21 protein-coding genes are annotated in these 24,569 nt (G+C 71.7%); 13 read left to right on the top strand and 8 right to left on the bottom strand.

All coding sequences use genetic code 11. The annotated features are described in order from the left end of the window. Positions 1 to 145: 145 nt before the first annotated feature. Both ACFVGO_RS06750 and ACFVGO_RS06755 read right to left on the bottom strand, forming a co-directional pair. Positions 146 to 799: an MBL fold metallo-hydrolase gene (locus ACFVGO_RS06750; protein WP_359912905.1), complete on the bottom strand. Its 654-nt coding sequence runs from the start codon at positions 797 to 799 to the stop codon at positions 146 to 148. A 45-nt stretch (positions 800 to 844) separates the two neighbouring features. After that, positions 845 to 1,597 carry a maleylpyruvate isomerase family mycothiol-dependent enzyme gene (locus tag ACFVGO_RS06755; RefSeq protein WP_359912908.1) on the bottom strand — a complete coding sequence of 251 codons (753 nt, stop codon included), beginning with the start codon at positions 1,595 to 1,597 and terminating at the stop codon, positions 845 to 847. Between the two features lie 279 nt (positions 1,598 to 1,876). Here ACFVGO_RS06755 and uvrA point away from each other — a divergent pair, with 279 nt between their 5' ends. The 11 genes from uvrA (at position 1,877) to ACFVGO_RS06810 (ending at position 14,924) form a co-directional block, all read left to right on the top strand. Continuing rightward, on the top strand, positions 1,877 to 4,789 hold the full coding sequence (gene uvrA / locus ACFVGO_RS06760; RefSeq protein ID WP_359912911.1) for an excinuclease ABC subunit UvrA: 2,913 nt from the start codon (positions 1,877 to 1,879) through the stop codon (positions 4,787 to 4,789). Positions 4,790 to 4,909: 120 nt separating this feature from the next. Next, positions 4,910 to 5,347 carry a Rieske (2Fe-2S) protein gene (locus ACFVGO_RS06765; RefSeq protein ID WP_380357294.1) on the top strand — a complete coding sequence of 146 codons (438 nt, stop codon included), beginning with the start codon at positions 4,910 to 4,912 and terminating at the stop codon, positions 5,345 to 5,347. Positions 5,348 to 5,431: 84 nt separating this feature from the next. Next, a complete protein-coding gene (gene uvrC / locus ACFVGO_RS06770) occupies positions 5,432 to 7,483 on the top strand; it encodes an excinuclease ABC subunit UvrC (RefSeq protein ID WP_380630989.1) in 2,052 nt (683 codons plus the stop codon). 118 nt (positions 7,484 to 7,601) lie between these two features. Next, the gene (gene rapZ, locus ACFVGO_RS06775; protein WP_359912919.1) at positions 7,602 to 8,486 is read left to right on the top strand and encodes an RNase adapter RapZ; all 885 of its coding nucleotides are present in this window, start codon (positions 7,602 to 7,604) and stop codon (positions 8,484 to 8,486) included. Between the two features lie 63 nt (positions 8,487 to 8,549). Further along, positions 8,550 to 9,647 carry a uridine diphosphate-N-acetylglucosamine-binding protein YvcK gene (gene yvcK / locus ACFVGO_RS06780; RefSeq protein ID WP_380357305.1) on the top strand — a complete coding sequence of 366 codons (1,098 nt, stop codon included), beginning with the start codon at positions 8,550 to 8,552 and terminating at the stop codon, positions 9,645 to 9,647. After that, positions 9,638 to 10,618 carry a DNA-binding protein WhiA gene (whiA, locus tag ACFVGO_RS06785; RefSeq protein WP_049649611.1) on the top strand — a complete coding sequence of 327 codons (981 nt, stop codon included), beginning with the start codon at positions 9,638 to 9,640 and terminating at the stop codon, positions 10,616 to 10,618. The genes yvcK and whiA overlap by 10 nt, the downstream gene beginning before the upstream one ends. 326 nt (positions 10,619 to 10,944) lie before the next feature. Then, on the top strand, positions 10,945 to 11,952 hold the full coding sequence (gene gap / locus ACFVGO_RS06790; RefSeq protein ID WP_359912922.1) for a type I glyceraldehyde-3-phosphate dehydrogenase: 1,008 nt from the start codon (positions 10,945 to 10,947) through the stop codon (positions 11,950 to 11,952). A 152-nt stretch (positions 11,953 to 12,104) separates the two neighbouring features. Then, positions 12,105 to 13,316 carry a phosphoglycerate kinase gene (locus tag ACFVGO_RS06795; RefSeq protein ID WP_359912925.1) on the top strand — a complete coding sequence of 404 codons (1,212 nt, stop codon included), beginning with the start codon at positions 12,105 to 12,107 and terminating at the stop codon, positions 13,314 to 13,316. A gap of 5 nt (positions 13,317 to 13,321) precedes the next feature. Further along, positions 13,322 to 14,107 (top strand): triose-phosphate isomerase, encoded by a 786-nt coding sequence (gene tpiA / locus ACFVGO_RS06800; RefSeq protein WP_359912928.1) that lies wholly within the window; start codon positions 13,322 to 13,324, stop codon positions 14,105 to 14,107. 87 nt (positions 14,108 to 14,194) lie between these two features. Continuing rightward, the gene (gene secG, locus ACFVGO_RS06805; RefSeq protein WP_359817184.1) at positions 14,195 to 14,431 is read left to right on the top strand and encodes a preprotein translocase subunit SecG; all 237 of its coding nucleotides are present in this window, start codon (positions 14,195 to 14,197) and stop codon (positions 14,429 to 14,431) included. A 205-nt stretch (positions 14,432 to 14,636) separates the two neighbouring features. Next, positions 14,637 to 14,924 carry an RNA polymerase-binding protein RbpA gene (locus ACFVGO_RS06810; RefSeq protein ID WP_030238413.1) on the top strand — a complete coding sequence of 96 codons (288 nt, stop codon included), beginning with the start codon at positions 14,637 to 14,639 and terminating at the stop codon, positions 14,922 to 14,924. A gap of 90 nt (positions 14,925 to 15,014) precedes the next feature. On the opposite strand, the gene pgl is transcribed toward ACFVGO_RS06810, so the two are convergent. From pgl to tkt, 5 genes are all read right to left on the bottom strand, one after another. Beyond that, complete coding sequence (gene pgl, locus ACFVGO_RS06815) at positions 15,015 to 15,803, bottom strand: 6-phosphogluconolactonase (protein WP_359912931.1); 789 nt, start codon at positions 15,801 to 15,803, stop codon at positions 15,015 to 15,017. Further along, entirely contained in the window at positions 15,800 to 16,900 is a 1,101-nt protein-coding gene (gene opcA, locus ACFVGO_RS06820) for a glucose-6-phosphate dehydrogenase assembly protein OpcA (RefSeq protein WP_359912934.1), read from the bottom strand. The genes pgl and opcA overlap by 4 nt, the downstream gene beginning before the upstream one ends. Further along, a complete protein-coding gene (gene zwf / locus ACFVGO_RS06825) occupies positions 16,897 to 18,486 on the bottom strand; it encodes a glucose-6-phosphate dehydrogenase (RefSeq protein ID WP_359912954.1) in 1,590 nt (529 codons plus the stop codon). The genes opcA and zwf overlap by 4 nt, the downstream gene beginning before the upstream one ends. Positions 18,487 to 18,547: 61 nt before the next feature. Further along, a complete protein-coding gene (gene tal / locus ACFVGO_RS06830; protein ID WP_359912937.1) occupies positions 18,548 to 19,690 on the bottom strand; it encodes a transaldolase in 1,143 nt (380 codons plus the stop codon). Positions 19,691 to 19,780: 90 nt separating this feature from the next. Further along, positions 19,781 to 21,880: a transketolase gene (gene tkt, locus ACFVGO_RS06835; RefSeq protein WP_359912940.1), complete on the bottom strand. Its 2,100-nt coding sequence runs from the start codon at positions 21,878 to 21,880 to the stop codon at positions 19,781 to 19,783. A 463-nt stretch (positions 21,881 to 22,343) separates the two neighbouring features. Here tkt and ACFVGO_RS06840 point away from each other — a divergent pair, with 463 nt between their 5' ends. Continuing rightward, the gene (locus ACFVGO_RS06840) at positions 22,344 to 23,291 is read left to right on the top strand and encodes a heme o synthase (protein WP_359912943.1); all 948 of its coding nucleotides are present in this window, start codon (positions 22,344 to 22,346) and stop codon (positions 23,289 to 23,291) included. A 77-nt stretch (positions 23,292 to 23,368) separates the two neighbouring features. Here the strand turns inward: ACFVGO_RS06840 and ACFVGO_RS06845 are convergent, their stop codons facing one another. Next, positions 23,369 to 24,010 (bottom strand): DUF2461 domain-containing protein, encoded by a 642-nt coding sequence (locus ACFVGO_RS06845; RefSeq protein WP_359912946.1) that lies wholly within the window; start codon positions 24,008 to 24,010, stop codon positions 23,369 to 23,371. 72 nt (positions 24,011 to 24,082) lie between these two features. Here ACFVGO_RS06845 and ACFVGO_RS06850 point away from each other — a divergent pair, with 72 nt between their 5' ends. Further along, on the top strand, positions 24,083 to 24,415 hold the full coding sequence (locus tag ACFVGO_RS06850) for a hypothetical protein (protein ID WP_359912949.1): 333 nt from the start codon (positions 24,083 to 24,085) through the stop codon (positions 24,413 to 24,415). Positions 24,416 to 24,569 lie beyond the last annotated feature (154 nt).

Genomic DNA, 24,569 nt, shown 5'->3' on the forward strand with positions numbered 1-24,569 from the left:
GGGGGGAGGGAGAGAGTGGGGGGCTGGAGGTGAAACCGAAGAGCACCGAGATGGGGGGGAGCGGGGGGCGGGGGGGGGCCACCCCCAGGGCCCCCCGCCCTTCTTTTTGGTTTGGGGGGGCCTCGGCCGTTCGGCGGGGGCGGGGCTACCAGCCGCGCTCGCGCCACTCGTCGAGGTGCGGGCGCTCGGCCCCCAGGGTGGTGTCGTTGCCGTGGCCGGGGTAGACCCAGGACTCGTCGGGGAGGACGTCGAAGATCTTCTCGGTGACGTCGCGGTAGAGCGTCCGGAAGGCCTCCGGGTCGCCCCAGGTGTTGCCCACGCCGCCGGGGAAGAGGCAGTCGCCGGTGAAGACGTGCGGGTGGCCCTGGGGGTCGTCGTAGACCAGCACGATCGCGCCGGGGGTGTGGCCGACCAGGTGGCGGACGGTGAGCTCGACCTCGCCGACCCGCAGCCCGGCACCGTCCGCGAGCAGCAGCTCGGTGGGGACGTCGATGCCCTCGGCGTCGTGCTCGCCGGCGGCCGTCCGGGCTCCGGTGGTGGCGACCACCTCGGCCAGCGCGCCCCAGTGGTCGTGGTGCCGGTGGGTGGTGACCACCGTTTCGAGGTCGTCCCCGACGGTCTCCAGCAGCACCGGCGCGTCGGCGGCCGCGTCGATCAGGAGCTGTTCGTCGGTGGCCCGGCAGCGCAGCAGGTAGGCGTTGTTGTCGTACGGGCCGACGGCGACCTTGGTGATGATCAGGTGGGCCAGCTCCCGCACGTCCGGCGCTCCGCCGACCTTGACCGCTCCGTGGTACGTCATCCGTTCGCTCCCTCTCCAGTGGATCCTGGGATCATCCTCGCGCCGTCAGCCCATCGGGGGAAGCCGGGGGAGGGTGGTGCCGGGGGTGTGGCGCAGGCCGTCGCCGGCGGAACGGCCGGAGAGCCACGCGGTCAGCGCGCGGACCGGGCCCTCGACGGTCAGGGCCGGGGTGCCGGTGCCGATCACGGCGCGGTCCTCGGTGTCGTCGGCGACCAGCTCCACGGCGGGCAGGCCGGCCTCCCCGGCCAGCCCCTCGGCGAGCCCGCGGAACCGGGTGACCGCGAACTCCTGCGGCCAGTGCGCCGGGGTGTAGCCGCCGTCCAGGTCGACGTGGTGGAACTCCAGCTCCACCACGCGCTTGCCCGGGATGTCGAAGGCCGGGAAGACGTAGCCGGAGCGGTGCCTGACCCCGACGGCCCAGGCCTCGGGGTCCATCAGCGCGGCGGCGGCCAGGAAGCGCTCGTGGGACTCCCGCAGGTCGGCGAGCTGGACCTCCAGCGGGCGCGGCGCGTCGCGCTCGATCTCCTGGTCGCGGGCCTCGTTGCTGGCGTACTGGGGGACGTCGGTGCCGGTGCGGGCGCCGGTCAGCAGGTTGACCAGGGAGTCGGCGTTGCGGGCGAGGTGGGCCAGCACGTGGCCGCGGGTCCAGCCGGGCAGCGCGGAGGGCTCGGCGAGGGCCTCGGGCTTCAGCTCGGCCGCGGTGTGCAGCAGGTGCCGGGTGCTCTCCTCGACCCCGGCCAGGTGCCGGGCGGCGGCCGCGGCGGCGGTGTGCGGGTCGGTCGGCTGTGGGTCGGTCATCGAATCCGCCTTCTGTGACGAGAGGGTGCGTTGCCCGCGGGGGCTTCGCTCGTTGACCAGGTGACGCTACCGCCGGATCCGGGCTCTGAGCAGGGGGTTTTCGGCTATGCGCGCCGTGCGGGTACGGACGGCCCCGGGGTGGCCCTCACTCGTTCGGGTGGTCTCCGCTGGACAGAGTCGATATTCGAACGTCTGAGCTATAGGCTGGCTGCCGCATCCTGGAAGAAGTACAGATACTCACCGCAAGCCCTCTCGCCCCGGAGAAAGGCGCCAGAAGCAGTGGCCGACCGCCTCATCGTCCGCGGTGCTCGCGAGCACAACCTCAAGAACGTCTCGCTCGACCTGCCCCGCGACTCCCTCATCGTCTTCACGGGCCTCTCCGGCTCCGGCAAGTCCTCGCTCGCCTTCGACACGATCTTCGCCGAGGGCCAGCGCCGCTACGTCGAGTCGCTGTCCTCCTACGCCCGCCAGTTCCTCGGGCAGATGGACAAGCCCGACGTGGACTTCATCGAGGGCCTCTCCCCGGCCGTCTCGATCGACCAGAAGTCCACCAACCGCAACCCCCGTTCGACCGTCGGCACCATCACCGAGGTCTACGACTACCTGCGCCTGCTGTTCGCCCGGATCGGCAAGCCGCACTGTCCGCACTGCGGCCGGCCGATCGCCAAGCAGTCGCCGCAGGCGATCGTGGACAAGGTGCTGGAGCTCGCCGAGGGCACCCGCTTCCAGGTGCTGAGCCCGGTGGTGCGCGAGCGCAAGGGCGAGTTCGTCGACCTCTTCGCCGACCTCCAGTCCAAGGGCTACTCCCGCGCCCGCGTCGACGGCGGGACGATCCAGCTCGCCGAGCCGCCGAAGCTCAAGAAGCAGGAGAAGCACACCATCGAGGTGGTGATCGACCGCCTGACCGTCAAGGACAGCGCCAAGCGGCGGCTCACCGACTCGGTGGAGACGGCCCTGCGCCTGTCCGGCGGCATGGTCGTGCTCGACTTCGTCGACCTCCCCGAGGACGACCCGGAGCGCGAGCGGATGTACTCCGAGCACCTCTACTGCCCGTACGACGACGTGTCGTTCGAGGAGCTGGAGCCGCGCTCGTTCTCCTTCAACTCGCCGTTCGGCGCCTGCCCGGACTGCTCGGGCCTGGGCAACCGGATGGAGGTCGACCCGGAGCTGGTCGTGCCCGACGTCGAGCGCTCGCTGGACGAGGGCGCGATCCACCCGTGGTCGGCCGGGCACGCCAAGGAGTACTTCCAGCGCCTGATCGACGCGCTCGCCGGGGAGCTCGGCTTCCGCACCGACATCCCCTGGGCCGGGCTGCCCGCCCGGGCCAGGAAGGCGCTGCTGTACGGGCACAAGCACCAGGTGGAGGTCCGCTACCGCAACCGCTTCGGCCGGGAGCGCTCGTACAGCACCGGCTTCGAGGGCGCGATCCCGTTCATCCAGCGCCGGCACACCGAGGCGGAGAGCGACAGCAGCCGCGAGCGCTTCGAGGGCTACATGCGCGAGGTGCCCTGCCCGACCTGCCAGGGAACCCGGCTCAAGCCGGTGGTGCTCGCGGTCACCGTCGAGGGCAGGTCGATCGCCGATGTCTCCTCGATGTCGATCAGCGACTGCTCCGAGTTCCTGGGCGCGATGAAGCTGAACGCCCGGGACAAGCAGATCGCCGAGCGGGTCCTCAAGGAGGTCAACGAGCGGCTGCGCTTCCTGGTCGACGTCGGCCTGGACTACCTCTCGCTCGACCGCGCGGCCGGCACCCTGTCCGGCGGCGAGGCCCAGCGCATCCGGCTGGCCACCCAGATCGGCTCCGGCCTGGTCGGCGTGCTGTACGTGCTGGACGAGCCGTCCATCGGCCTGCACCAGCGGGACAACCACCGGCTGATCGAGACGCTGGTGCGGCTGCGCGACATCGGCAACACCCTGATCGTCGTCGAGCACGACGAGGACACCATCAAGACCGCGGACTGGGTGGTCGACATCGGCCCGGGCGCCGGCGAGCACGGCGGCAAGGTGGTGCACTCCGGTTCGCTGAAGCAGCTGCTCACCAACAAGGAGTCGCTGACCGGCCAGTACCTCTCCGGCAAGCGGTCCATCCCGATCCCGGCCTCCCGCCGCGAGCGGGACAAGAAGCGCCAGCTGACCGTCCACGGCGCCCGCGAGCACAACCTCAAGGACGTCACGGTCGGCTTCCCGCTGGGCACCTTCACCGCGATCACCGGCGTCTCCGGCTCCGGCAAGTCGACGCTGGTCAACGACATCCTGTACACCCACCTCGCGCGGGAGCTGAACGGCGCCCGCAGCGTGCCCGGCCGGCACACCCGGATCACCGGCACCGACCAGGTGGACAAGGTGGTGCACGTCGACCAGTCGCCGATCGGCCGCACCCCGCGCTCCAACCCGGCCACCTACACCGGCGTGTTCGACCACGTCCGCCGGCTCTTCGCGGAGACGCAGGAGGCCAAGGTCCGCGGCTACCTGCCCGGCCGGTTCTCCTTCAACGTCAAGGGCGGCCGCTGCGAGAACTGCTCGGGCGACGGCACCATCAAGATCGAGATGAACTTCCTGCCGGACGTCTACGTGCCGTGCGAGGTCTGCCACGGCGCCCGGTACAACCGGGAGACGCTGGAGGTCCACTACAAGGGCAGGTCCATCGCCGAGGTGCTGGACATGCCGATCGAGGAGGCCCTGGACTTCTTCGAGGCCGTCCCGGCGATCGCCCGGCACCTGCGCACGCTCAACGACGTCGGCCTCGGCTACGTCCGGCTCGGCCAGTCCGCGCCCACCCTCTCCGGCGGTGAGGCGCAGCGCGTCAAGCTCGCCTCGGAGCTCCAGAAGCGCTCCACCGGGCGGACGGTCTACGTGCTGGACGAGCCCACCACCGGCCTGCACTTCGAGGACATCAGCAAGCTGATCAAGGTGCTCAGCGGGCTGGTGGACAAGGGCAACACGGTGATCGTCATCGAGCACAACCTCGATGTGATCAAGACCGCCGACTGGGTCGTCGACATGGGCCCCGAGGGCGGCTCCGGCGGCGGCACGGTGGTCGCCGAGGGCACCCCGGAGCAGATCGCCGCCGTCCCGGAGAGCCACACCGGCAAGTTCCTGCGGGACATCCTGCCGGCCGACTTCACGGACGCCCCGGTCGCCGCCCCGGCGAAGAGGGCGCCGCGCAAGCGCGCGGCCGCCGCGAAGAAGTAGTCCCGTCCGGCCACCCCGCCGCTCCCCGCCGCCGCACCCCAGGCGGCCCGGGAGCGGCGGGGTGGCGCGGCATAGAATTCCGTGGTCCCTCGCCGCAGCAGCAACCGTAGGAGCACACCGATGTCCGAGGCCCCCGAGACCAGCCCCACCGCCTCCCGCCGCACCCTGCTCTGCGGGGCCGCGGCCGTCCTGGCGGCCGGCGGCACCGTGGCGGTCACCGGGTGCAGCTCCTCCGCCTCCTCCGGCAACAGCGCCCCCAAGGGCCCGGTCGACCTCGGCCCGGCCTCGGCCGTGCCGGAGGGCGGCGGCAAGGTCTACCGCGAGCAGAAGATCGTGGTGACCCAGCCCACCGCCGGCCAGTACAAGGCGTTCAACGCCCGGTGCACCCACGCCGGCTGCCTCGTGGACCAGGTGAAGAACAACCAGATCCAGTGCCCCTGCCACGGCAGCCGCTTCGCCATCGCCGACGGCTCCGTGCAGGACGGACCGGCCCCCTCCCCGCTGCCCGCCTACACCGTCACGGTCGAGGGCGGCAACCTCAAGGTGACCCCGAGCTGACCCAGTTGACCGCCTTCCGACCACCACGGTCCTCCCCGACGATCTCCGCCCCGCGGCCCCGGCCCCACTCGGTACGGTGGACCCATGGCTGACCCGAGCACCTACCGCCCCGCGCCCGGTGCGATCCCGACCTCCCCCGGCGTCTACCGGTTCCGCGACGCCCACGGCCGGGTCATCTACGTCGGGAAGGCCAAGAGCCTGCGGCCGCGCCTGTCGTCCTACTTCCAGGACCTGGCCGGTCTGCACCCGCGCACCGCGACGATGGTCACCACCGCCGCCTCGGTGGAGTGGACCGTGGTCGGCACCGAGGTCGAGGCGCTCCAGCTGGAGTACTCCTGGATCAAGGAGTTCGACCCGCGGTTCAACGTCAAGTACCGCGACGACAAGAGCTATCCGGAACTCGCCGTCACCCTCGACGAGGAGTACCCGCGGGTCCAGGTGATGCGCGGGGCGCACAAGAAGGGCGTGCGCTACTTCGGCCCGTACGGGCACGCCTGGGCGATCCGCGAGACGGTCGACCTGCTGCTGCGCGTCTTCCCCGTCCGCACCTGCTCCAACGGCGTCTTCAAGCGCGCCCGCCAGGTCGGCCGGCCCTGCCTGCTCGGCTACATCGGCAAGTGCGCCGCGCCCTGCGTCGGCAAGGTCTCGGCGGACGAACACCGCGCGCTGGCCGAGGACTTCTGCGACTTCATGGCCGGGCGCACCGGCAACTACCTGCGCCGGCTGGAAGAACAGATGCAGGAGGCCGCCGAGGAGCTGGAGTACGAGAAGGCGGCCCGGCTGCGGGACGACATCGGCGCCCTCAAGCGCGCGATGGAGAAGAACGCCATCGTGCTCGCCGACGCCACCGACGCCGACCTGCTGGCCCTCGCCGAGGACGAGCTCGAAGCCGCCGTGCAGATCTTCCACGTCCGCGGCGGCCGGGTGCGCGGCCAGCGCGGCTGGGTCACCGACAAGGTCGAGGACGTCGACACCGCCGGCCTGGTCGAGCACGCCCTCCAGCAGCTCTACGGCGGCGGCGAGTCCGTCCCCCGCGAGGTGCTCGTCCCCGCCCTGCCCGCCCCGGCGGAGCCGGTCCGCGAGTGGCTGAGCGGCCTGCGCGGCAGCCAGGTCGACCTGCGCGTCCCCCAGCGCGGCGACAAGAAGGACCTGATGGCCACCGTGCAGCGCAACGCCCAGCAGGCGCTGGCACTGCACAAGACCAAGCGCGCCTCCGACCTCACCACCCGCAGCCGCGCCCTCCAGGAGATCGCCGACGCGCTGGAGCTGGACTCCGTCCCGCTGCGCATCGAGTGCTACGACATCTCCCACCTCCAGGGCGAGGACGTGGTCGCCTCCATGGTCGTCTTCGAGGACGGCCTGGCCCGCAAGAGCGAGTACCGGCGCTTCCAGATCAAGGGCTTCGAGGGCCAGGACGACGTCCGCTCGATGCACGAGGTGATCGGCCGGCGCTTCCGCCGCTACCTCCAGGAGCGCGAGCGGACCGGCGAGTGGGCCGTCCCGGAGGAGGACGACACCGGCACCGACCCGGACACCGGCACCGGCGGCACCCGGGACGAGGACGGCCGCCCCAAGCGCTTCGCCTACCCGCCGCAGCTGCTGGTCGTCGACGGCGGGCAGCCGCAGGTCGCCGCCGCCAAGCGCGCCCTGGACGAGCTCGGCATCGACGACGTCGCGCTGTGCGGCCTGGCCAAGCGCCTGGAGGAGGTCTGGCTGCCCGGCGAGGACGACCCGGTGGTGCTGCCCCGCTCCAGCGAGGGCCTCTACCTGCTCCAGCGGGTCCGCGACGAGGCGCACCGCTTCGCGATCAGCTATCAGCGCAACAAGCGTTCCAAGCGACTCACCGCCGGGGAACTGGACTCCGTCCCGGGCCTCGGCGAGACTCGCCGCCGGGCGCTGCTCAAGCACTTCGGCTCGCTGAAGAAGCTCCGGGCCGCCACCGTGGACGAGCTCTGCGAGGTACCCGGCATCGGACGCCGCACCGCGCAGACTGTTGCGGAGGCGTTGTCGTCCCGTACACCCGTCGCACCCGCGGTCAACACCGCGACCGGCGAGATCATCGAGGACGGGGCCGAGCAGGCCGCCGAGCCGGTGGCAGCAGCACCCCAGACCGCACCATCCCAGGAGACGCCATGACGGCCGACGCCGCCCGTCAGCCGGTGTGCCCCGGCCCCGCCCGCCTGCCCGGGCCGGGGAAGGGCGGCCGAGCCGTACGCGTTCTCCCCAGCAGAAAGACCGAGAGCGGGGAACCGAAGTGACCGTGTCAGACGTGGCCGAGAACGCGCCGGAGCTGGTGATCATCTCCGGGATGTCCGGAGCCGGCCGCTCCACCGCGGCCAAGTGCCTGGAGGACCTCGGCTGGTTCGTGGTGGACAACCTGCCGCCGGCCCTGATCCCGACCATGGTCGACCTGGGCGCGCGCTCCCAGGGCAACGTCGCCAGGATCGGCGTGGTCGTGGACGTCCGCGGCCGGCAGTTCTTCGACGACCTGCTCACCTCGCTGGACGAGCTGGAGAAGCGCGGGGTCCGGCTCCGGGTCGTCTTCCTGGACTCCTCCGACGAGGCGCTGGTGCGCCGCTTCGAGAGCGTCCGCCGCCCGCACCCGCTGCAGGCCGACGGCCGGATCGTGGACGGCATCGCCCAGGAGCGCGACCTGCTGCGCGACCTGCGCGGCGAGGCCGACCTGGTGATCGACACCTCCAACCTCAACGTGCACCAGCTGCGCGCCAAGCTGGACGCCCAGTTCGCCGACCACGACGAGCCCGAGCTGCGCGCCACCGTGATGTCCTTCGGATTCAAGTACGGCCTGCCGGTCGACGCCGACCTCGTGGTGGACTGCCGCTTCCTGCCCAACCCGCACTGGGTGCCCGAACTGCGGGCCCGCACCGGCACCGACGCGGACGTCGCCGACTACGTCTTCCAGCAGCCCGGAGCCAACGAGTTCCTGGACGGTTACGCCCAGCTCCTGCGCATCATCACCGAGGGATACCGCCGCGAGGGGAAGCGCTACATGACGCTTGCCGTAGGCTGCACCGGTGGCAAGCACCGCAGCGTCGCCATGTCCGAGCGTCTGACCAAGCGTCTCATCGCCGACGGAGTCGAGACGGTGCTCGTCCACCGTGACATGGGACGGGAGTAACCGCCGCCTCCCTGCCGGGCCCGCCGGCGGAGCGGTCGGCGGGCCGAGGAACGCGAGGTGAGTGTGGCGGGATACGTGCCCGGGCGACAGCCGCAGAGCAGGACCGGTGACCGGGCGGGCAGCCCGGCCCGGCCCACGGCGCCGGGCCGTCCGCGCAGCAGTCCCGCCCGCGCCAATCCGGCCCCGAGGATCACCGCGCTCGGCGGCGGGCAGGGCCTGTCGGCCTCGCTGTCGGCGCTGCGCCGGCTCACCAGCGACCTCACCGCCGTGGTCACCGTCGCCGACGACGGCGGCTCCAGCGGCCGGCTGCGCGAGGAGCTGGGCGTGCTGCCCCCGGGCGACCTGCGCAAGGCGCTGGCCGCGCTGTGCGGGGACGACGACTGGGGCCGCACCTGGTCCGAGGTGATCCAGCAGCGCTTCACCGGCAACGGCGAGCTCGGCGGCCACGCGGTGGGCAACCTGCTGATCGTCGCGCTCTGGGAGAAGCTGGGCGACCCGGTGGCGGCCCTGGACTGGGTCGGCCGGCTGCTCAACGTGCAGGGCCGGGTGCTGCCGATGTCGGCGGTGCCGCTGGACATCGAGGCGACCGTCCGCGGCCACGACCCGGCGCGCCCCGGCGAGGTCACGGCCGTGCGCGGCCAGGCCGACGTCGCGGTGACCCCGGGCACCGTGCAGTCGATCCGGCTGCTGCCGGACGAGCCGCCCGCCGTCCCGGAGGCGGTCACCGCCGTCCGGGAGGCGGACTGGGTGGTGCTCGGCCCCGGCTCCTGGTTCACCAGCGTGCTGCCGCACCTGCTGGTGCCCGAGCTGGCCGCGGCGCTCACCGAGACCCGCGCCCGCCGCCTGCTCACCCTGAACCTGGCCCCCCAGCCGGGGGAGACCGAGGGCTTCACGCCGCAGCGCCACCTGGAGGTCATCGCCGACCACGCTCCGGACCTCGCCGTGGATGCGATCCTGGTGGACGAGCGCGCCGTCACCGGCGGGGCCTTCGGCCAGGCCGACCTGGACGGACTGGAGAAGGCCGCCGAACGGATGGGAGCGGCTCTGGTGCTCGGCTCGGTGGCCCGCGCCGACGGGACGCCGCGACACGACCCCGAGCTGTTGGCGGCAGCGTACGACCGGATTTTCCGGACACATGGAAGGATCGGGCCATGGCGATGACTCCAGCGGTGAAGGACGAGATCAGCCGGCTCCCGGTCACCCGGGCCTGCTGTCGCAAGGCGGAGGTGTCGGCGATCCTGCGGTTCGCGGGCGGGCTGCACATCGTGAGCGGCCGCATCGTGATCGAGGCGGAGCTGGACACCGGAGCGGCGGCACGGCGGCTGCGCAAGGACCTGCTGGAGATCTTCGGGCACTCCTCGGACCTGGTGGTGATGGCCCCCGGCGGACTGCGCCGGGGCAGCCGCTTCGTGGTCCGGGTGGTCAAGGACGGCGAGCTGCTGGCGCGCCAGACCGGGCTCGTGGACGGCCGCGGCCGTCCGATCCGGGGCCTGCCCCCGGCGGTCGTCTCCGGGGCCACCTGCGATGCCGAGGCGGCCTGGCGCGGGGCCTTCCTGGCGCACGGCTCGCTCACCGAGCCGGGCCGCTCCTCCTCGCTGGAGATCACCTGCCCCGGCTCGGAGGCCGCCCTCGCCCTGGTCGGCGCCGCCCGCCGGCTCGGCATCCCGGCCAAGGCCCGCGAGGTGCGCGGCGTCGACCGGGTGGTGATCCGCGACGGCGACGCGATCGGCGCCCTGCTGACCCGGCTCGGCGCGCACGAGTCGGTGCTCGCCTGGGAGGAGCGCCGGATGCGGCGCGAGGTGCGCGCCACCGCCAACCGGCTGGCCAACTTCGACGACGCCAACCTGCGCCGCTCGGCCCGCGCCGCGGTGGCGGCCGGCGCCCGGGTGGCCCGCGCGCTGGAGATCCTCGGCGACGAGGTGCCCGAGCACCTGGCCGCGGCCGGCCAGCTGCGGATGCAGCACAAGCAGGCCTCGCTGGAGGAGCTGGGCGCGCTCGCCGACCCGCCGCTGACCAAGGACGCGGTGGCCGGGCGGATCCGCCGCCTGCTGGCGATGGCCGACAAGCGGGCCTCCGAGCTCGGCCTGCCGAGCACCGAGGCCAGCCTCACCGACGAGATGGCGATGAACTGACCGAGATGGCGATGAGCTGACGCCCACGCTCACGCTCCGTGATCACGACAGGCCGGTGCCCGGACTTCCGGGCGCCGGCCGCGGTCGTTTCCGGACAGCCGCGACACTCCCGAATTGGTAGAGACCACTGACCTGGGGCCAACTGCCCGGCAGGCCTGGGCCGGACGGCCTGAAATGGGGTTTGGGGCACGCCACGCCCGGTCTCACCAGGCGGCGCGATGTGCCGTCCCAGGCCCCGGAGGGGTAGGGTCATAGGCGGTCGGGGACTTCCCAAATCTCATCCCGCCGGGCCTCGCGCCCGGCGTACCTAACGAGGAGATCGGTTCGTGACGATCCGGGTAGGCATCAACGGCTTCGGCCGCATCGGCCGCAACTTCTTCCGCGCGGTCAAGGCCCAGGGCGCGGACATCGAGATCGTCGGTGTCAACGACCTCACCGACACGAAGACCCTGGCTCACCTGCTCAAGTACGACACCACCCTGGGTACCCTCCAGGCCGAGGTCTCGCACACCGAGGACAGCATCACCGTCGACGGCCACACCTTCAAGGTGACCGCCGAGCGTGACCCCGCGAACCTTCCGTGGGCCGCCCTGGGCGCCGACATCGTCGTCGAGTCCACCGGCATCTTCACCAAGGCCGAGGCCGCGAAGAAGCACCTCGCCGCCGGCGCGAAGAAGGTCATCATCTCGGCGCCCGCCACCGACGAGGACGTCACCATCGTCCTGGGTGTCAACGACGAGAAGTACGACGCCGCCAACCACCACATCATCTCCAACGCCTCCTGCACCACCAACTGTGTGGCGCCGATGGCGAAGGTGCTGAACGAGAGCTTCGGCATCGTCAAGGGTCTGATGACCACCGTCCACGCGTTCACCAACGACCAGGTGACCCTGGACTTCCCGCACAAGGACCTGCGCCGTGCTCGTGCGGCCTCGCAGAACATCATCCCGACCTCGACCGGCGCCGCCAAGGCGACCGCCCTGGTCCTGCCGGAGCTGAAGGGCAAGCTGGACGGCACCTCGCTGCGCGTCCCGGTCCCGACCGGCTCCATCACCGACCTGGTCGTCACCCTGGAGCGCGAGGTCACCAAGGACGAGGTCAACGCCGCCTTCCAGAAGGCCGCGCAGGAGGGCCCGCTCAAGGGCATCCTGGCCTACACCGAGGACCCGATCGTCTCCTCGGACATCGTGAACGACCCGGCCTCGTGCATCTTCGACAGCCAGCTCACCATGGTCCAGGGCAACCAGGTCAAGGTGCTCGGCTGGTACGACAACGAGTGGGGCTACTCGAACCGCGTCGTCGACCTGGTCGCCCTCGTCGGCGGGCAGCTCTGACGTTGCGGGAGCTGACGTGATGTAGGGGCGAGGGCCCGGACGGCGTACGGTGCCGACCGGGCCCTCGTTCCGCGCTCAAGGACTTCTCAGGCGGCCCCTGCGCCGTGCCGCCTCTGCGCATCAACCATCTCCCCAGGAGAAACCGAATCCCCGTGAAGACCATCGAAGAGCTCATCGAAGCCGGTGTCGAAGGCAAGCGCGTCTTCGTGCGCGCCGACCTGAACGTGCCGCTGGACGGCGCCACGATCACCGACGACGGCCGCATCCGCGCCGTCGCGCCGACCATCGCCAAGCTGGCCGCGGCCGGTGCGAAGGTCGTCGTCGCCTCGCACCTCGGCCGCCCCAAGGGCGAGCCGGAGTCGCGGTTCTCGCTCGCCCCGGTGGCCGAGCGCCTCGGCGAGATCCTCGGCAAGGACGTCGCCTTCGCCACCGACACCGTCGGCGACAGCGCCACCGCCACCGCCGCCGCGCTGGCGAACGGCGAGGTCGCGCTGCTGGAGAACCTGCGCTTCAACGCGGGCGAGACCAGCAAGGACGACGCCGAGCGCAAGGCCTTCGCCGAGCAGCTGGCCGCGCTGGCCGACCTGTACGTGGGCGACGGCTTCGGCGCCGTGCACCGCAAGCACGCCTCGGTGTTCGACCTGCCGGCGCTGCTGCCGCACGCCGCCGGCGACCTGATCGCCACCGAGGTCGGCGTGCTGAAGAAGCTCACCGAGGACGTCGCCCGCCCGTACGTCGTCGTGCTCGGGGGCGCCAAGGTCTCCGACAAGCTCGGCGTGATCGACAACCTGCTGGAGAAGGCCGACCGGATCCTGATCGGCGGCGGCATGGCGTACACCTTCCTCAAGGCCAAGGGCCACGAGGTCGGCATCTCGCTGCTGCAGGCGGACCAGATCCCGGTCTGCCTGGAGTACCTGGCCCGGGCCGAGCAGCGGGGCGTCGAGTTCGTGCTGCCGACGGACGTCCTGGTCTCCGCCGAGTTCCCGGACCTCAAGACCAAGGCCCCGGCGAACCCGACGACCGTCGACGCCGACGCCATCCCGGCCGACCAGGAGGGCCTGGACATCGGCCCGAAGACCCGCGAGCTGTACGCGGCCAAGCTGGCCGACGCGGGCACGGTGTTCTGGAACGGCCCGATGGGCGTCTTCGAGCACCCGGACTACGCGAACGGCACCAAGGCCGTCGCGCAGGCCCTGCTCGACAGCGACGCGTTCACCGTGGTCGGCGGCGGCGACTCCGCCGCGGCTGTCCGCATCCTGGGCTTCGACGAGAACGCCTTTGGACACATTTCGACCGGCGGCGGCGCCAGCCTCGAGTACCTGGAGGGCAAGACCCTCCCCGGTCTCGCCGCACTGGAGGACTGACACACATGACCGACCGTCTCCCGCTGATGGCGGGCAACTGGAAGATGAACCTCAACCACCTTGAGGCCATCCAGCACACCCAGAAGCTGGCCTTCGCGCTGGCCGACAAGGACTACGAGGCCGTCGAGGTCGCCGTCCTGGTGCCGTTCACCGACCTGCGCTCGGTGCAGACCCTGGTCTTCGGCGACAAGCTGAAGATCAAGTACGGCTCGCAGGACATCTCGCAGCACGACGGCGGGGCCTACACCGGCGAGGTCTCCGGCCCGATGCTGGCCAAGCTCCAGTGCACCTACGCGGTGATCGGCCACTCCGAGCGCCGCCAGTACCACGGCGAGAACGAGGAGATCGTCAACGCCAAGGTGAAGGCCGCCTACCGGGCCGGGGTCACCCCGATCCTGTGCGTCGGCGAGCCGCTGGAGATCCGCAAGGCCGGCACCCACGTCGAGTACACCCTGGCCCAGCTGGACGGCGGCCTGGCCGACGTCCCGGCCCACCAGGCCGAGTCGATCGTGGTCGCCTACGAGCCGGTCTGGGCGATCGGCACCGGCGAGGTGGCCACCCCGGAGGACGCGCAGGAGGTCTGCGCCGCCATCCGCAAGCGGATCGCCGAGCTGTACGACGCCGAGCTGGCCGGCAAGGTCCGGGTGCTGTACGGCGGTTCGGTGAAGTCGTCGAGCGCGGCCGGTCTGATGGCCAAGCCCGACATCGACGGCGGCCTGGTCGGCGGTGCCTCGCTGGACGCCGACGAGTTCGTCAAGATCGTGCGCTACCGTGAGCAGGCAGTAGGCTAACGCCGCCGCAGCAACGTAGGCTTTGGGGCCGGACCGCCGTACGCGGCCCGGCCCCTTCGCCGAAGATACGAGAGAGTTGGTCCCGTCGTGGTTCTCGGGTTCTCGATTGCCCTGATCATCTTCAGTCTTCTGATGATCCTGCTGGTGCTGCTGCACAAGGGGAAGGGCGGCGGCCTGTCGGACATGTTCGGCGGTGGCGCGATGTCCACCGGCGGCGGTTCGGCGGTGGCCGAGCGCAACCTGGACCGCATCACCATCGTGGTCGGCGTGGGATGGTTCGCGTCCATCATCGTCCTCGGCCTGCTGATGAAGACCTCGGTCTGACGTATCCCTGACGCCCCGTCGCCCGAGCGCCTATCCTGGGACGGTCGGGTGCGGAGGCGATGGTGGCGGATGCTTAACTCCTGCTTACACTAGGACGACTTTCGCCACCGACGCGCACCGCGGCGGGTCGGCGCACCAGTACGCAGGGAGTCAGACCGTGGCAAGTGGCAATGCCATCCGTGGCAGCAGGGTCGGGGCCGGCCCGATGGGCGAGGCGGAACGCGGCGAGTCCGCCCCGCGCAACCGGATCTCCTTCTGGTGCGCGAACAAGCACGAGACCCGCCCCAGCTTCGCCGCCGAAGCGGCGATCCCGGACACCTGGGACTGCCCGCGCTGCGGCTTCCCCGCGGGGCAGGACCAGCACAACCCGCCGGCGCCCTCGCGCAACGAGCCCTACAAGACCCACCTCGCCTACGTCCGTGAGCGGCGCACCGACGCCGACGGCGAGGCGATCCTGGCCGAGGCGCTGGCGAAGCTCCGCGGCGAGATCTGAGTCCGGCGCAACGGTCCGAACGCAACGGCAAACAGCACGAAGGGCGCCACCGTCGAGTGACGGTGGCGCCCTTCGGCGTCGCCGGGCCGGCTACGCGGAGGCCGGCGGGTAGAGCTGCGGCGGGATCCGCTCCGCGGCGGCGCGGTCCAGCAGCCACAGGGTGCGGCCGCGGCCGTACGCGCCGGAGGCGGGCGCCTGGAGCTCGCCCGGGCCGGACAGCGCCAGCGCGACCGCGCCCGCCTTGTCCTCCCCGGCGGCCAGCAGCCAGACCTCGCGGGCGGTGCGGATCGCCGGGAGGGTGAGCGAGACCCGGGTCGGCGGGGGCTTGGGGGCCCCGCGCACGCCGACCACGGTCAGCTCGGTCTCCCGCACGCCCGGGTGCTCGGGGAAGAGCGAGGCGACGTGGGTGTCCGGGCCGACGCCGAGCAGCAGCACGTCGAAGGCCGGGACGCCGAGCCGGTCGCCCGGGCCGGCCGCCTTCGCCAACTCCTCGGCGTAGCGGGCGGCGGCGGCCTCCACGTCCGAGCCGTCCACCCCGTCCGAGGCGGGCATCTCGTGCACCCGCGCCGGGTCGAGCGGGACGGCGTCCAGCAGTTCGGCGCGCGCCTGGACGGCGTTGCGCTCCGGGTCGGCGGCGGGCAGGAAGCGCTCGTCGCCCCACCAGAGGTCCAGCCGGCCCCAGTCGACCGCGTCGCGCGCCGGGGAGGCGGCGATCGCGGCCAGCAGGGCGTTGCCGTTGCGGCCGCCGGTGAGCACCACCGAGGCGCTGCCGCGGGCGGCCTGGGCGTCCACGATCCGGGTGATCAGCCGGGCCGCGGCCGCCTGGGCCATCAGCTCCTTGTCCCGGTGGACGACGAGCTGGGGGGTCGCGTTGGTCATGCGCCTTCCTTGGTGGCGCGCTTGCCGGCGGCCTTCCGGGCGGGCTTCCGGTCCGCCGTCCCGGCGGTCACCCGGTCCGGGTTGGCCACGGCGGCCTCGGCGGCCTCCTCGACGGCGTCCTCGGCGACCTCCCGGGCGACCCGCTCCGCCGCCGCGGTCTCGGCGTTGGCCGGCTCGTGCAGCTGGTCGACGGGCGTGCGCACGGCCGTCGCGTAGATGTCGTCCGGATCCAGGCGGCGCAGCTCCTCGGCGATCAGCTCCGAGGTCTCGCGCCGCTTGAGCGCCACCTGGCGGTCCGGCGAGCCGGGCATGGAGAGCGTGCCCAGCAGGCCGTCCGGGCGGTCCAGCGTGATGTCCCCGTCCTTGGTGCGCAGGTGCACCGCGGTGATGCCGGGGCCGTTGGTGACGACCCGCTCGACCGGCACGTGCAGCCGGTTGGTCAGCCAGAGGCCGAGCAGCTCGACGCTGGGGTTGTAGGACTCGCCCTCGACCACCGCGGAGACGATCGTGGACGGCCGCTGGTCCAGCGCGGCGGCCAGCATCGAGCGCCAGCCGGTGACCCGGGTCCAGGCCAGGTCGGTGTCGCCCGGGGTGTAGCTCTGCGCGCGCTGGGCGAGCTGGCCGACCGGGGACTCGGCGGTGACGGCGTCGGTGATCCGGCGCTGGGCGATCGAGCCCAGCGGGTCCTGCGCCGGGTGCAGCGGCGCGTTGTCCGGCCACCAGACGACGGTCGGGGCGTCCGGCAGCAGCAGCGGCAGGACCACCGACTGGGCGTGCGCGGCGAGTTCGCCGTGCATCCGCAGGACGACCGTCTCGCCGGAGCCGGCGTCCGAGCCGACCAGGATCTCGGCGTCCAGCCGGGTCTCGGCGCGGGCCCGGGGCGAGCGCCCGGCGCGCTTGATCACCGCGAGGGTGCGCATCGGGTGCTCGCGGGAGGCGTCGTTGGCGGCCTTGAGGGCGTCGTAGGCGCTGCCCTCGTCGGTCACTATCACCAGGGTGAGCACCATGCCGGCGGCGCCGGAACCGCGGGCCCGGCGCGCCTCCATCAGCGCGGCGTTGATCTTGCTGGACGTCGTGTTGGTGAGGTCGATCTTCATGGCCGGCGCCAGCTCCTGCCGTCTCGTGCGAGCATCTCGTCCGCCTCGACCGGGCCCCAGGTCCCCGCCGCGTACTGGGCGGGCTTGCCGTGGGTGTCCCAGTACTTCTCGATCGGGTCGAGGATCTGCCAGGAGAGCTCGACCTCCTGGTGGCGCGGGAACAGGTTGGCGTCGCCGAGCAGCACGTCGAGGATGAGCCGCTCGTACGCCTCCGGGCTGGACTCGGTGAAGGACTCGCCGTAGGCGAAGTCCATCGTCACGTCCCGGACCTCGAAGGAGGTGCCCGGCACCTTGGAGCCGAACCGCACGGTGACGCCCTCGTCCGGCTGGACCCGGATGACCAGGGCGTTCTGCCCCAGCTCCTCGGTCGCGTAGGAGTCGAACGGCAGGTACGGGGCGCGCTGGAAGACGACCGCGATCTCGGTGACCCGGCGGCCCAGGCGCTTGCCGGTCCGCAGGTAGAACGGGACGCCCGCCCAGCGGCGGTTGTTGATCTCCAGCTTGATGGCCGCGTAGGTGTCGGTCTTGGAGTCCGGGTCGATCCCGTCCTCGTCCAGGTAGCCGACGACCTCCTCGCCGCCCTGCCAGCCGGACGCGTACTGGCCGCGCACGGTGTGCCGGCCGAGGTCGGCCGGGAGCTTGACGGCGCTGAGCACCTTGAGCTTCTCGGCCACCAGCGCCTTGGGGTGGAAGGACGCCGGCTCCTCGATGGCGGTGAGCGCCATCAGCTGGAGCAGGTGGTTCTGGATCACGTCACGGGCGGAGCCGATGCCGTCGTAGTAGCCGGCCCGGCCGCCGATGCCGATGTCCTCGGCCATGGTGATCTGCACGTGGTCGACGTACGACCGGTTCCAGATCGGCTCGAACATCTGGTTGGCGAAGCGCAGCGCCAGGATGTTCTGGACCGTCTCCTTGCCCAGGTAGTGGTCGATCCGGAAGACCTCGTCCCGGGGGAAGACCTCGTGGACGACCTTGTTGAGCTCCTGCGCGCTCTCCAGGTCGTGGCCGAAGGGCTTCTCGATGACCGCGCGGCGCCAGGAGGTCCTGCCGGTCCCCTCCTGCCCGTTGGCGGGCGAGGAGGGCGGGTCGGCCAGGCCGTGCTTCTTGAGCTGCTGGACGACGGTGGGGAAGAACTTCGGCGGGACGGACAGGTAGAAGGCGAAGTTGCCGCCGGTGCCCTGGGCCTTGTCCAGCTCCTCGATGGTCTCGCGCAGCTTGTCGAAGGCGTCGTCGTCGTCGAAGGTCCCGTGGACGAAGCGCATGCCCTTGGCGAGCTGCTGCCAGACCTCCTCCCGGAACGGGGTGCGGGCGTGGTCCCGGACGGCGTCGTGGACCTCCTTGGCGAAGTCCTCGTCGTCCCACTCGCGGCGGGCGAAGCCGACGAGGGAGAAGCCCGGCGGAAGCAGACCGCGGTTGGCCAGGTCGTAGATGGCCGGCATCAGCTTCTTGCGGGACAGGTCGCCGGTGACCCCGAAGATGACCAGACCGGACGGCCCCGCGATGCGCGGGAGCCGTCGGTCGGAGGGGTCACGAAGCGGGTTGACGGGGGTGGGCGGGAGATCGTCCGCGTCCGATTCCGGTGTCAACTCGGGGAAATCAGTGCTCACTTGATGGGCTCCGCTTTCGTGCGCTGGCTGTGAGCAGGGGTCACTTCTCGTCGGCGAAGGAAGCGAGCGAGGCGGTGACGGTGTCGAGCAGCTCGTTCCAGGACTGCTCGAACTTCTCGACGCCCTCGTCCTCCAGCAGCTGGACGACGTCGTCGTAGTCCACGCCGGCCGCGGCGATCGCGTCCAGCACGGCCTTGGCGTCGGCGTAGTTGGGGACGATGGTGTTGCCGGTGACCACGCCGTGGTCGCCGGTGGCCTCCAGGGTGGCCTCGGGCATCGTGTTGACGGTGCCGGGGGCGACCAGCTCGGTGACGTACAGGGTGTCCGGCAGGGCCGGGTCCTTGACGCCGGTCGAGGCCCACAGCGGGCGCTGCGGCTTGGCGCCGGCGGCCTCCAGGGCGCTCCAGCGGGCGCTGCCGGCGGTCTTGCCGTCGACGCTGCCGAAGACCTCCTCGTACGCCTGGTAGGCGAGGCGGGCGTTGGCCAGCGCGGCCTTGGAGCGCAGGTTCCTGGCCTCGCCGCCGATCTTGTCCAGGCGCTTGTCGATCTCGGTGTCCACGCGGGAGACGAAGAAGGAGGCGACCGACTCGATCTGGGAGAGGTCCAGGCCCTTGGCCTTGGCGGCCTCCAGGCCGGTCAGGTAGGCGTCGATGACGGCCTTGTAGCGCTCCAGCGAGAAGATCAGCGTGACGTTGACGCTGATGCCCCTGCCGATGACCTCGGCGATCGCGGGCAGGCCGGCCTTGGTGGCGGGGATCTTGATGAAGACGTTCGGGCGGTCGACCAGCCACCACAGCTGCTTGGCCTCGGCCACGGTGGTGGCGGTCTCGTGCGCCAGGCGCGGGTCGACCTCGATGGAGACCCGGCCGTCGCGGCCGTTGGAGGCGTCGTAGACGGGGCGCAGCACGTCGGCCGCGTCGCGCACGTCCGAGGTGGTGATCATGCGGATCGCCTCGTCGGTGGTGACCTTGCGGACGGCGAGGTCGCGCAGCTGGCCGTCGTAGGAGTCGTCCCCGGAGCCGGCGATGGCCTTCTGGAAGATGGTCGGGTTGGTGGTCACGCCCACCACGTGCTTGTTCTGCACCAGTTCGGCCAGGTTGCCGGAGTTCAGCCGCTTGCGGCTGAGGTCGTCCAGCCAGATCGCAACGCCTTCGTCGCTGAGGCGCTTCAGTGCGTCAGTCATGGTGCTTCAGTCCCTTTGTTCTTCTGCTTCGTGGGGTGGTCGAAGGGCCGGGGCGCCGATGTGCGGTCGGCGGCCCCGGCCCGGGTGCCGCTAGCGGTTGACGGCCTCGAGGGAGCGCAGGGCGTTGTGGGCCTCGGCCACCACGCGCTCGGCGGTGATGCCGAACTCCTCGAAGAGCACCTTGTAGTCGGCGGAGGCGCCGAAGTGCTCCAGCGAGACGATCCGGCCGTGGTCGCCGACCAGCTCGCGCCAGCCCTGGGCGATGCCGGCCTCGACCGAGACGCGGGCCTTGACCGACGGCGGCAGCACGCTGTCGCGGTAGGCCTGGTCCTGCTCCTGGAACCACTCGAAGGACGGGACCGAGACCACGCGGGTGGCGATGCCCTCGGCCTCCAGCACCTCGCGGGCCTGGACGGCCAGCTGGACCTCGGAGCCGGTGCCCAGCAGGATCACCTGCGGGTCGCCGGTGGAGGCCTCGGCCAGCACGTAGGCGCCCTTGGCGGTGCCCTCGGCGGAGGCGAAGACCTCGCGGTCGAAGGTCGGGACGTTCTGGCGGGTCAGCGCGAGGCCGACCGGGCCGGGGTGGCTGGTCTGGCGCTCGATGACGGTGCGCCAGGCGACGGCCGTCTCGTTGGCGTCGGCCGGGCGGACCATGGCCAGGCCCGGGATGGCGCGCAGCGAGGCCATGTGCTCGACCGGCTGGTGGGTCGGGCCGTCCTCGCCGAGGCCGATCGAGTCGTGCGTCCAGACGTAGGTGACCGGCAGCTTCATCAGCGCGGCCAGACGGACGGCCGGGCGCATGTAGTCGGCGAAGACCAGGAAGGTGCCGCCGTACACGCGGGTCCTGCCGTGCAGGGCGATGCCGTTCATGGTCGAGCCCATGGCGTGCTCGCGGATGCCGAAGTGGATCGTCCGGCCGTACGGGCTCGCCGACTTCAGCGGGTTGCCCTCGGGGAGGAAGGAGCTGTCCTCGTCGATGGTGGTGAGGTTGGACTCCGCGAGGTCGGCCGAGCCGCCCCACAGCTCCGGGATCACCGCGCCGAGCGCCTTGAGGGTCTCGCCGGAGGCCTTGCGGGTGGCGACGTCCTTGCCGGCCGGGAAGGACGGGACGGCCTTCTTCCAGCCCTCGGGCAGCTCGCCGGCCTGGATGCGGTCGAACTCGGCGGCCCGGTTCGCGTCGGCGGCGCGCCAGGCGTCGAAGCCCTGCTGCCACTGGTCGCGGGCGGCCTTGCCGCGCTTGATGACCAGCCGGGCGTGCTCGATGACCTGGTCGCTGACCTCGAAGGTCTTCTCCGGGTCGAAGCCCAGGACCTTCTTGGTGGCGGCGATCTCGGCGGCGCCGAGCGCGGAGCCGTGCGCCTTGGCGGTGTTCTGGGCGTCCGGGGCCGGCCAGGCGATGATCGTGCGCATCGCGATCATCGACGGGCGGGCGGTCTCGGCCTTGGCGGCGGCCAGCGCACCGGCGAGGGCCTCGACGTCGATGTCGCCGTTGGCCTTCGGGGTGACGCGCTGCACGTGCCAGCCGTACGCCTCGTAGCGCTTGAGGACGTCCTCGGAGAACGCCGTCTCGGTGTCGCCCTCGATCGAGATGTGGTTGTCGTCGTACAGCGCGACCAGGTTGCCCAGCTTCTGGTGGCCGGCCAGCGAGGAGGCCTCGGCGGAGATGCCCTCCTCCAGGTCGCCGTCGGAGACGATGGCCCAGACGGTGTGGTCGAAGGGGGACTCCCCGGCCGCCGTCTCCGGGTCGAACAGGCCGCGCTCGTAGCGGGCGGCCATCGCCATGCCGACCGCGTTGGCGATGCCCTGGCCGAGCGGGCCGGTGGTGGTCTCCACGCCGGCGGTGTGGCCGTGCTCGGGGTGGCCCGGGGTGCGGCTGCCGGCCACCCGGAAGGCCTTGAGGTCGTCCAGCTCCAGGCCGTAGCCCGAGAGGTACAGCTGGGTGTAGAGCGTCAGGCTGGTGTGCCCGGGGGAGAGGACGAAGCGGTCGCGCCCGACCCAGGACGGGTCCGTCGGGTCGTGGCGCAGGAATCGCTGGAAGATCAGGTACGCGGCCGGGGCCAGCGACATGGCCGTCCCGGGATGTCCGTTGCCGACCTTCTGGACAGCGTCCATGGCCAGGACCCGCGCGGTGTCAACCGTGCGCTCGTCCAGATCGGTCCACTCGAATGCGTTCGTCGGCGCAGTGCTCACCCTGTCTCAGGGCTCCTTCCATTGTGAAGAGTGACCCCGTGAATGGGGACCGGGTCGGCCACGGCGCTGTGGTCCCGACGCTGGGTGGTGCCGGTCACGGAGGGTAGATCCCGCTTCTGCGTGCGAGCCTACCGTCCGGGTCGGGGCTCACCCTCCGTGCTGGGACAACCGGCAATTCCCCCTGCAGATTCCCACCGGGAAGGCCGGGAGGGATTTGTCCCAGACTCTCCCGAATCGCGGCTCCGCGCCGCTCCGGTGGTCAGGACGGGCTAGCGGACCTCCCCGGAGGCCTCCGGGGGCGTCGCCCGGGCGGTTCACCCGGGGGTGTGCGTTCCGCCTCGCCGGGGGACCCCGGAGCCGGATGCGATATATGGAACGTCTATGGTGTCGTGGTACGCGCAGAGCGGACGATTCGGGACCCTTCGTTCCTGTGGACGCCTGCGAGGATTCATCTTCAGTTGGGGTGTTAGTGACCGCCGTCGAAACCCGTCCCGCCGGGGTCACCGGGGCGACTCCTGCGCACCGGCCGTTCGGGGCCCGTGTCGGCGCGTTCGTCGCACTGACCAAGCCGCGGATCATCGAGCTGCTGCTGATGAGCACCGTGCCGGTGATGTTCCTGGCTCAACAGGGCGTGCCGAACATGCTGCTGGTGCTGAAGGTCGTCATCGGCGGCTACCTCTCGGCCGGCGGCGCCAACGCCCTCAACATGTACATCGACCGGGACATCGACGCGATCATGTCGCGCACCGAGCGGCGGCCGATCGTCACCGGGATGGTGTCGCCGCGCGAGGCGCTGGTGTTCGGCGTCGTGCTCGCGGTCGTCTCGACCCTGCTGCTGGGCTTCGGGGTCAACTGGCTGTCGGCCGGGCTGGCGCTGGGCGCGCTGCTGTTCTACGTGTTCGTCTACACGCTGGGTCTCAAGCGGCGCACCTCGCAGAACATCGTCTGGGGCGGCATCGCAGGCTGCATGCCGGTGCTGGTCGGCTGGTCCTCGGTGACCAACTCGATGTCCTGGGCCGCGGTGATGCTGTTCCTGGTGGTGTTCTTCTGGACGCCGCCGCACACCTGGGTGCTGTCGATGAAGGTCCGCGACGACTACGCGCGGGCCGGCGTGCCGATGCTGCCGGTGATCAAGGGCAACGTGGCGGTCGGCAAGCAGGTCGTCATCTACTCCTGGGTGATGGTGGCGGTCTCGCTGGCGCTCTGGCCGCTGGGACACATGAGCTGGCTGTACCCGGTCGCCGCGGTGCTGCTGGGCGCGGCCTGGCTGCGCGAGGCGCACGCGCTGTACGGGCGGGCCAAGGCCGGCATCGTGGGCGCCAAGCTCAAGGAGATGCGGCTGTTCCACTGGTCGATCACCTACCTGTCGCTGCTGATGGTGGTCTGCGCGATCGACCCGTTCGTCAAGTAGGGATCCGTTCGCGAAGCAGGGATTCGTCGGGAGAGCCCCGGTCCGGTGGACCGGGGCTCTCCCGCGTTCCGGGGGTGTCAGCGTCCGGGGAGTCCGGACGGGCCGACGTGGTCGTCCAGCCAGTCCCGCAGCGGCTGGGAGGCGTGCAGGAAGCCGGTGATCCGGGTGTGGGCGGCGCGGGTGCCCAGCCACTTCGCGGGCTCCCACTCCTGCCAGGCCACCAGGCCCTTGTGGCGCAGCAGCCCGATCCTGGGGTGGTCCTTGGGGTAGCCGCGCGGGGCCGACTTGAGGGAGTCCCGGCCCACCACCAGCGGGCCCTGCTGCTCCACCCGGGCGATCACCCGCTCCAGCTCCGCGCCGGTGACGTCCTCCGCGACGGCGGCGCGGTAGCGCTCCAGCTGGTCCGGGGCGAGCTGGTAGAAGCCGTTGCCGCAGGCCAGCCCGTCGGCGGAGAGCTGGATGTAGCCGCCGCTCTCCAGATGGGCGCCGATGTGGGTCTTGTACGGGGACTTGTCGGCGCTGAACCGGACGTCGCGGTTGGGCCGGAAGATCTTCCCCGGCCCGAACTCCGGCTCCAGTTCGGCGAGCAGCAGCTCCATCGGGGCCCGGACGACGCCGTCGTAGACGTCCTTGTGGGCCTGCCAGAAGGTCTTGGAGTTGTCGGCTTCCAGGTGCTCGTAGAAGTCGAGCGCCTCGGCCGGCCAGCCGGAGAAGGTCACTCCTCCAGTATGTGGCCCGGTGCACAGGGTGCTCCCGTCGCCAGCGGCGCTACCGGTGGGTAGCATGCGGGCATGAGCAGCGTTGAGACCGCCACCGCGCCGGACGCCCGTACCGAGCGCCGTGCCAAGCGCATCGCCAAGCACCTGACCAGCTTCGCCCGGCAGCACGGCGGCAGCGCCGACGCGGTCGTCGAGTACGTCGGCTCCGTGGCCACCCGGATCGTCGTGGTGGGCGCGGACGGCGCCTGGGGCGACCAGGTGGCCCCCAGCTACGCCGTCGGCCGCCGGGCCGCGGAGCTGGCCGGGCTGACCCTGCACGAGGACTTCGAGGGCGAGCTGGGCCTCAAGGTGAAGACCGGCGCGTACGAGTGGAAGCGGATGGCCGGCATCCAGCTCGGCGGCTGAACCCGGCCCGGACACGGCGACGGGGCCAGGCCTCCTCTCCTTCCGCGCACCCCCGCCCCCCTTCCCCCCCCCTCCGACCCCCCGACCCCCTGTCCCCCACCCCTCACCCCCCCCCTCCCCCCACCCCCCCTCCCCCTCCCCCCCCCCCCCTCCC

Source organism: Kitasatospora sp. NPDC057738 (genome assembly GCF_042798815.1).
Taxonomy (GTDB): domain Bacteria; phylum Actinomycetota; class Actinomycetes; order Streptomycetales; family Streptomycetaceae; genus Kitasatospora; species Kitasatospora lactacystinica.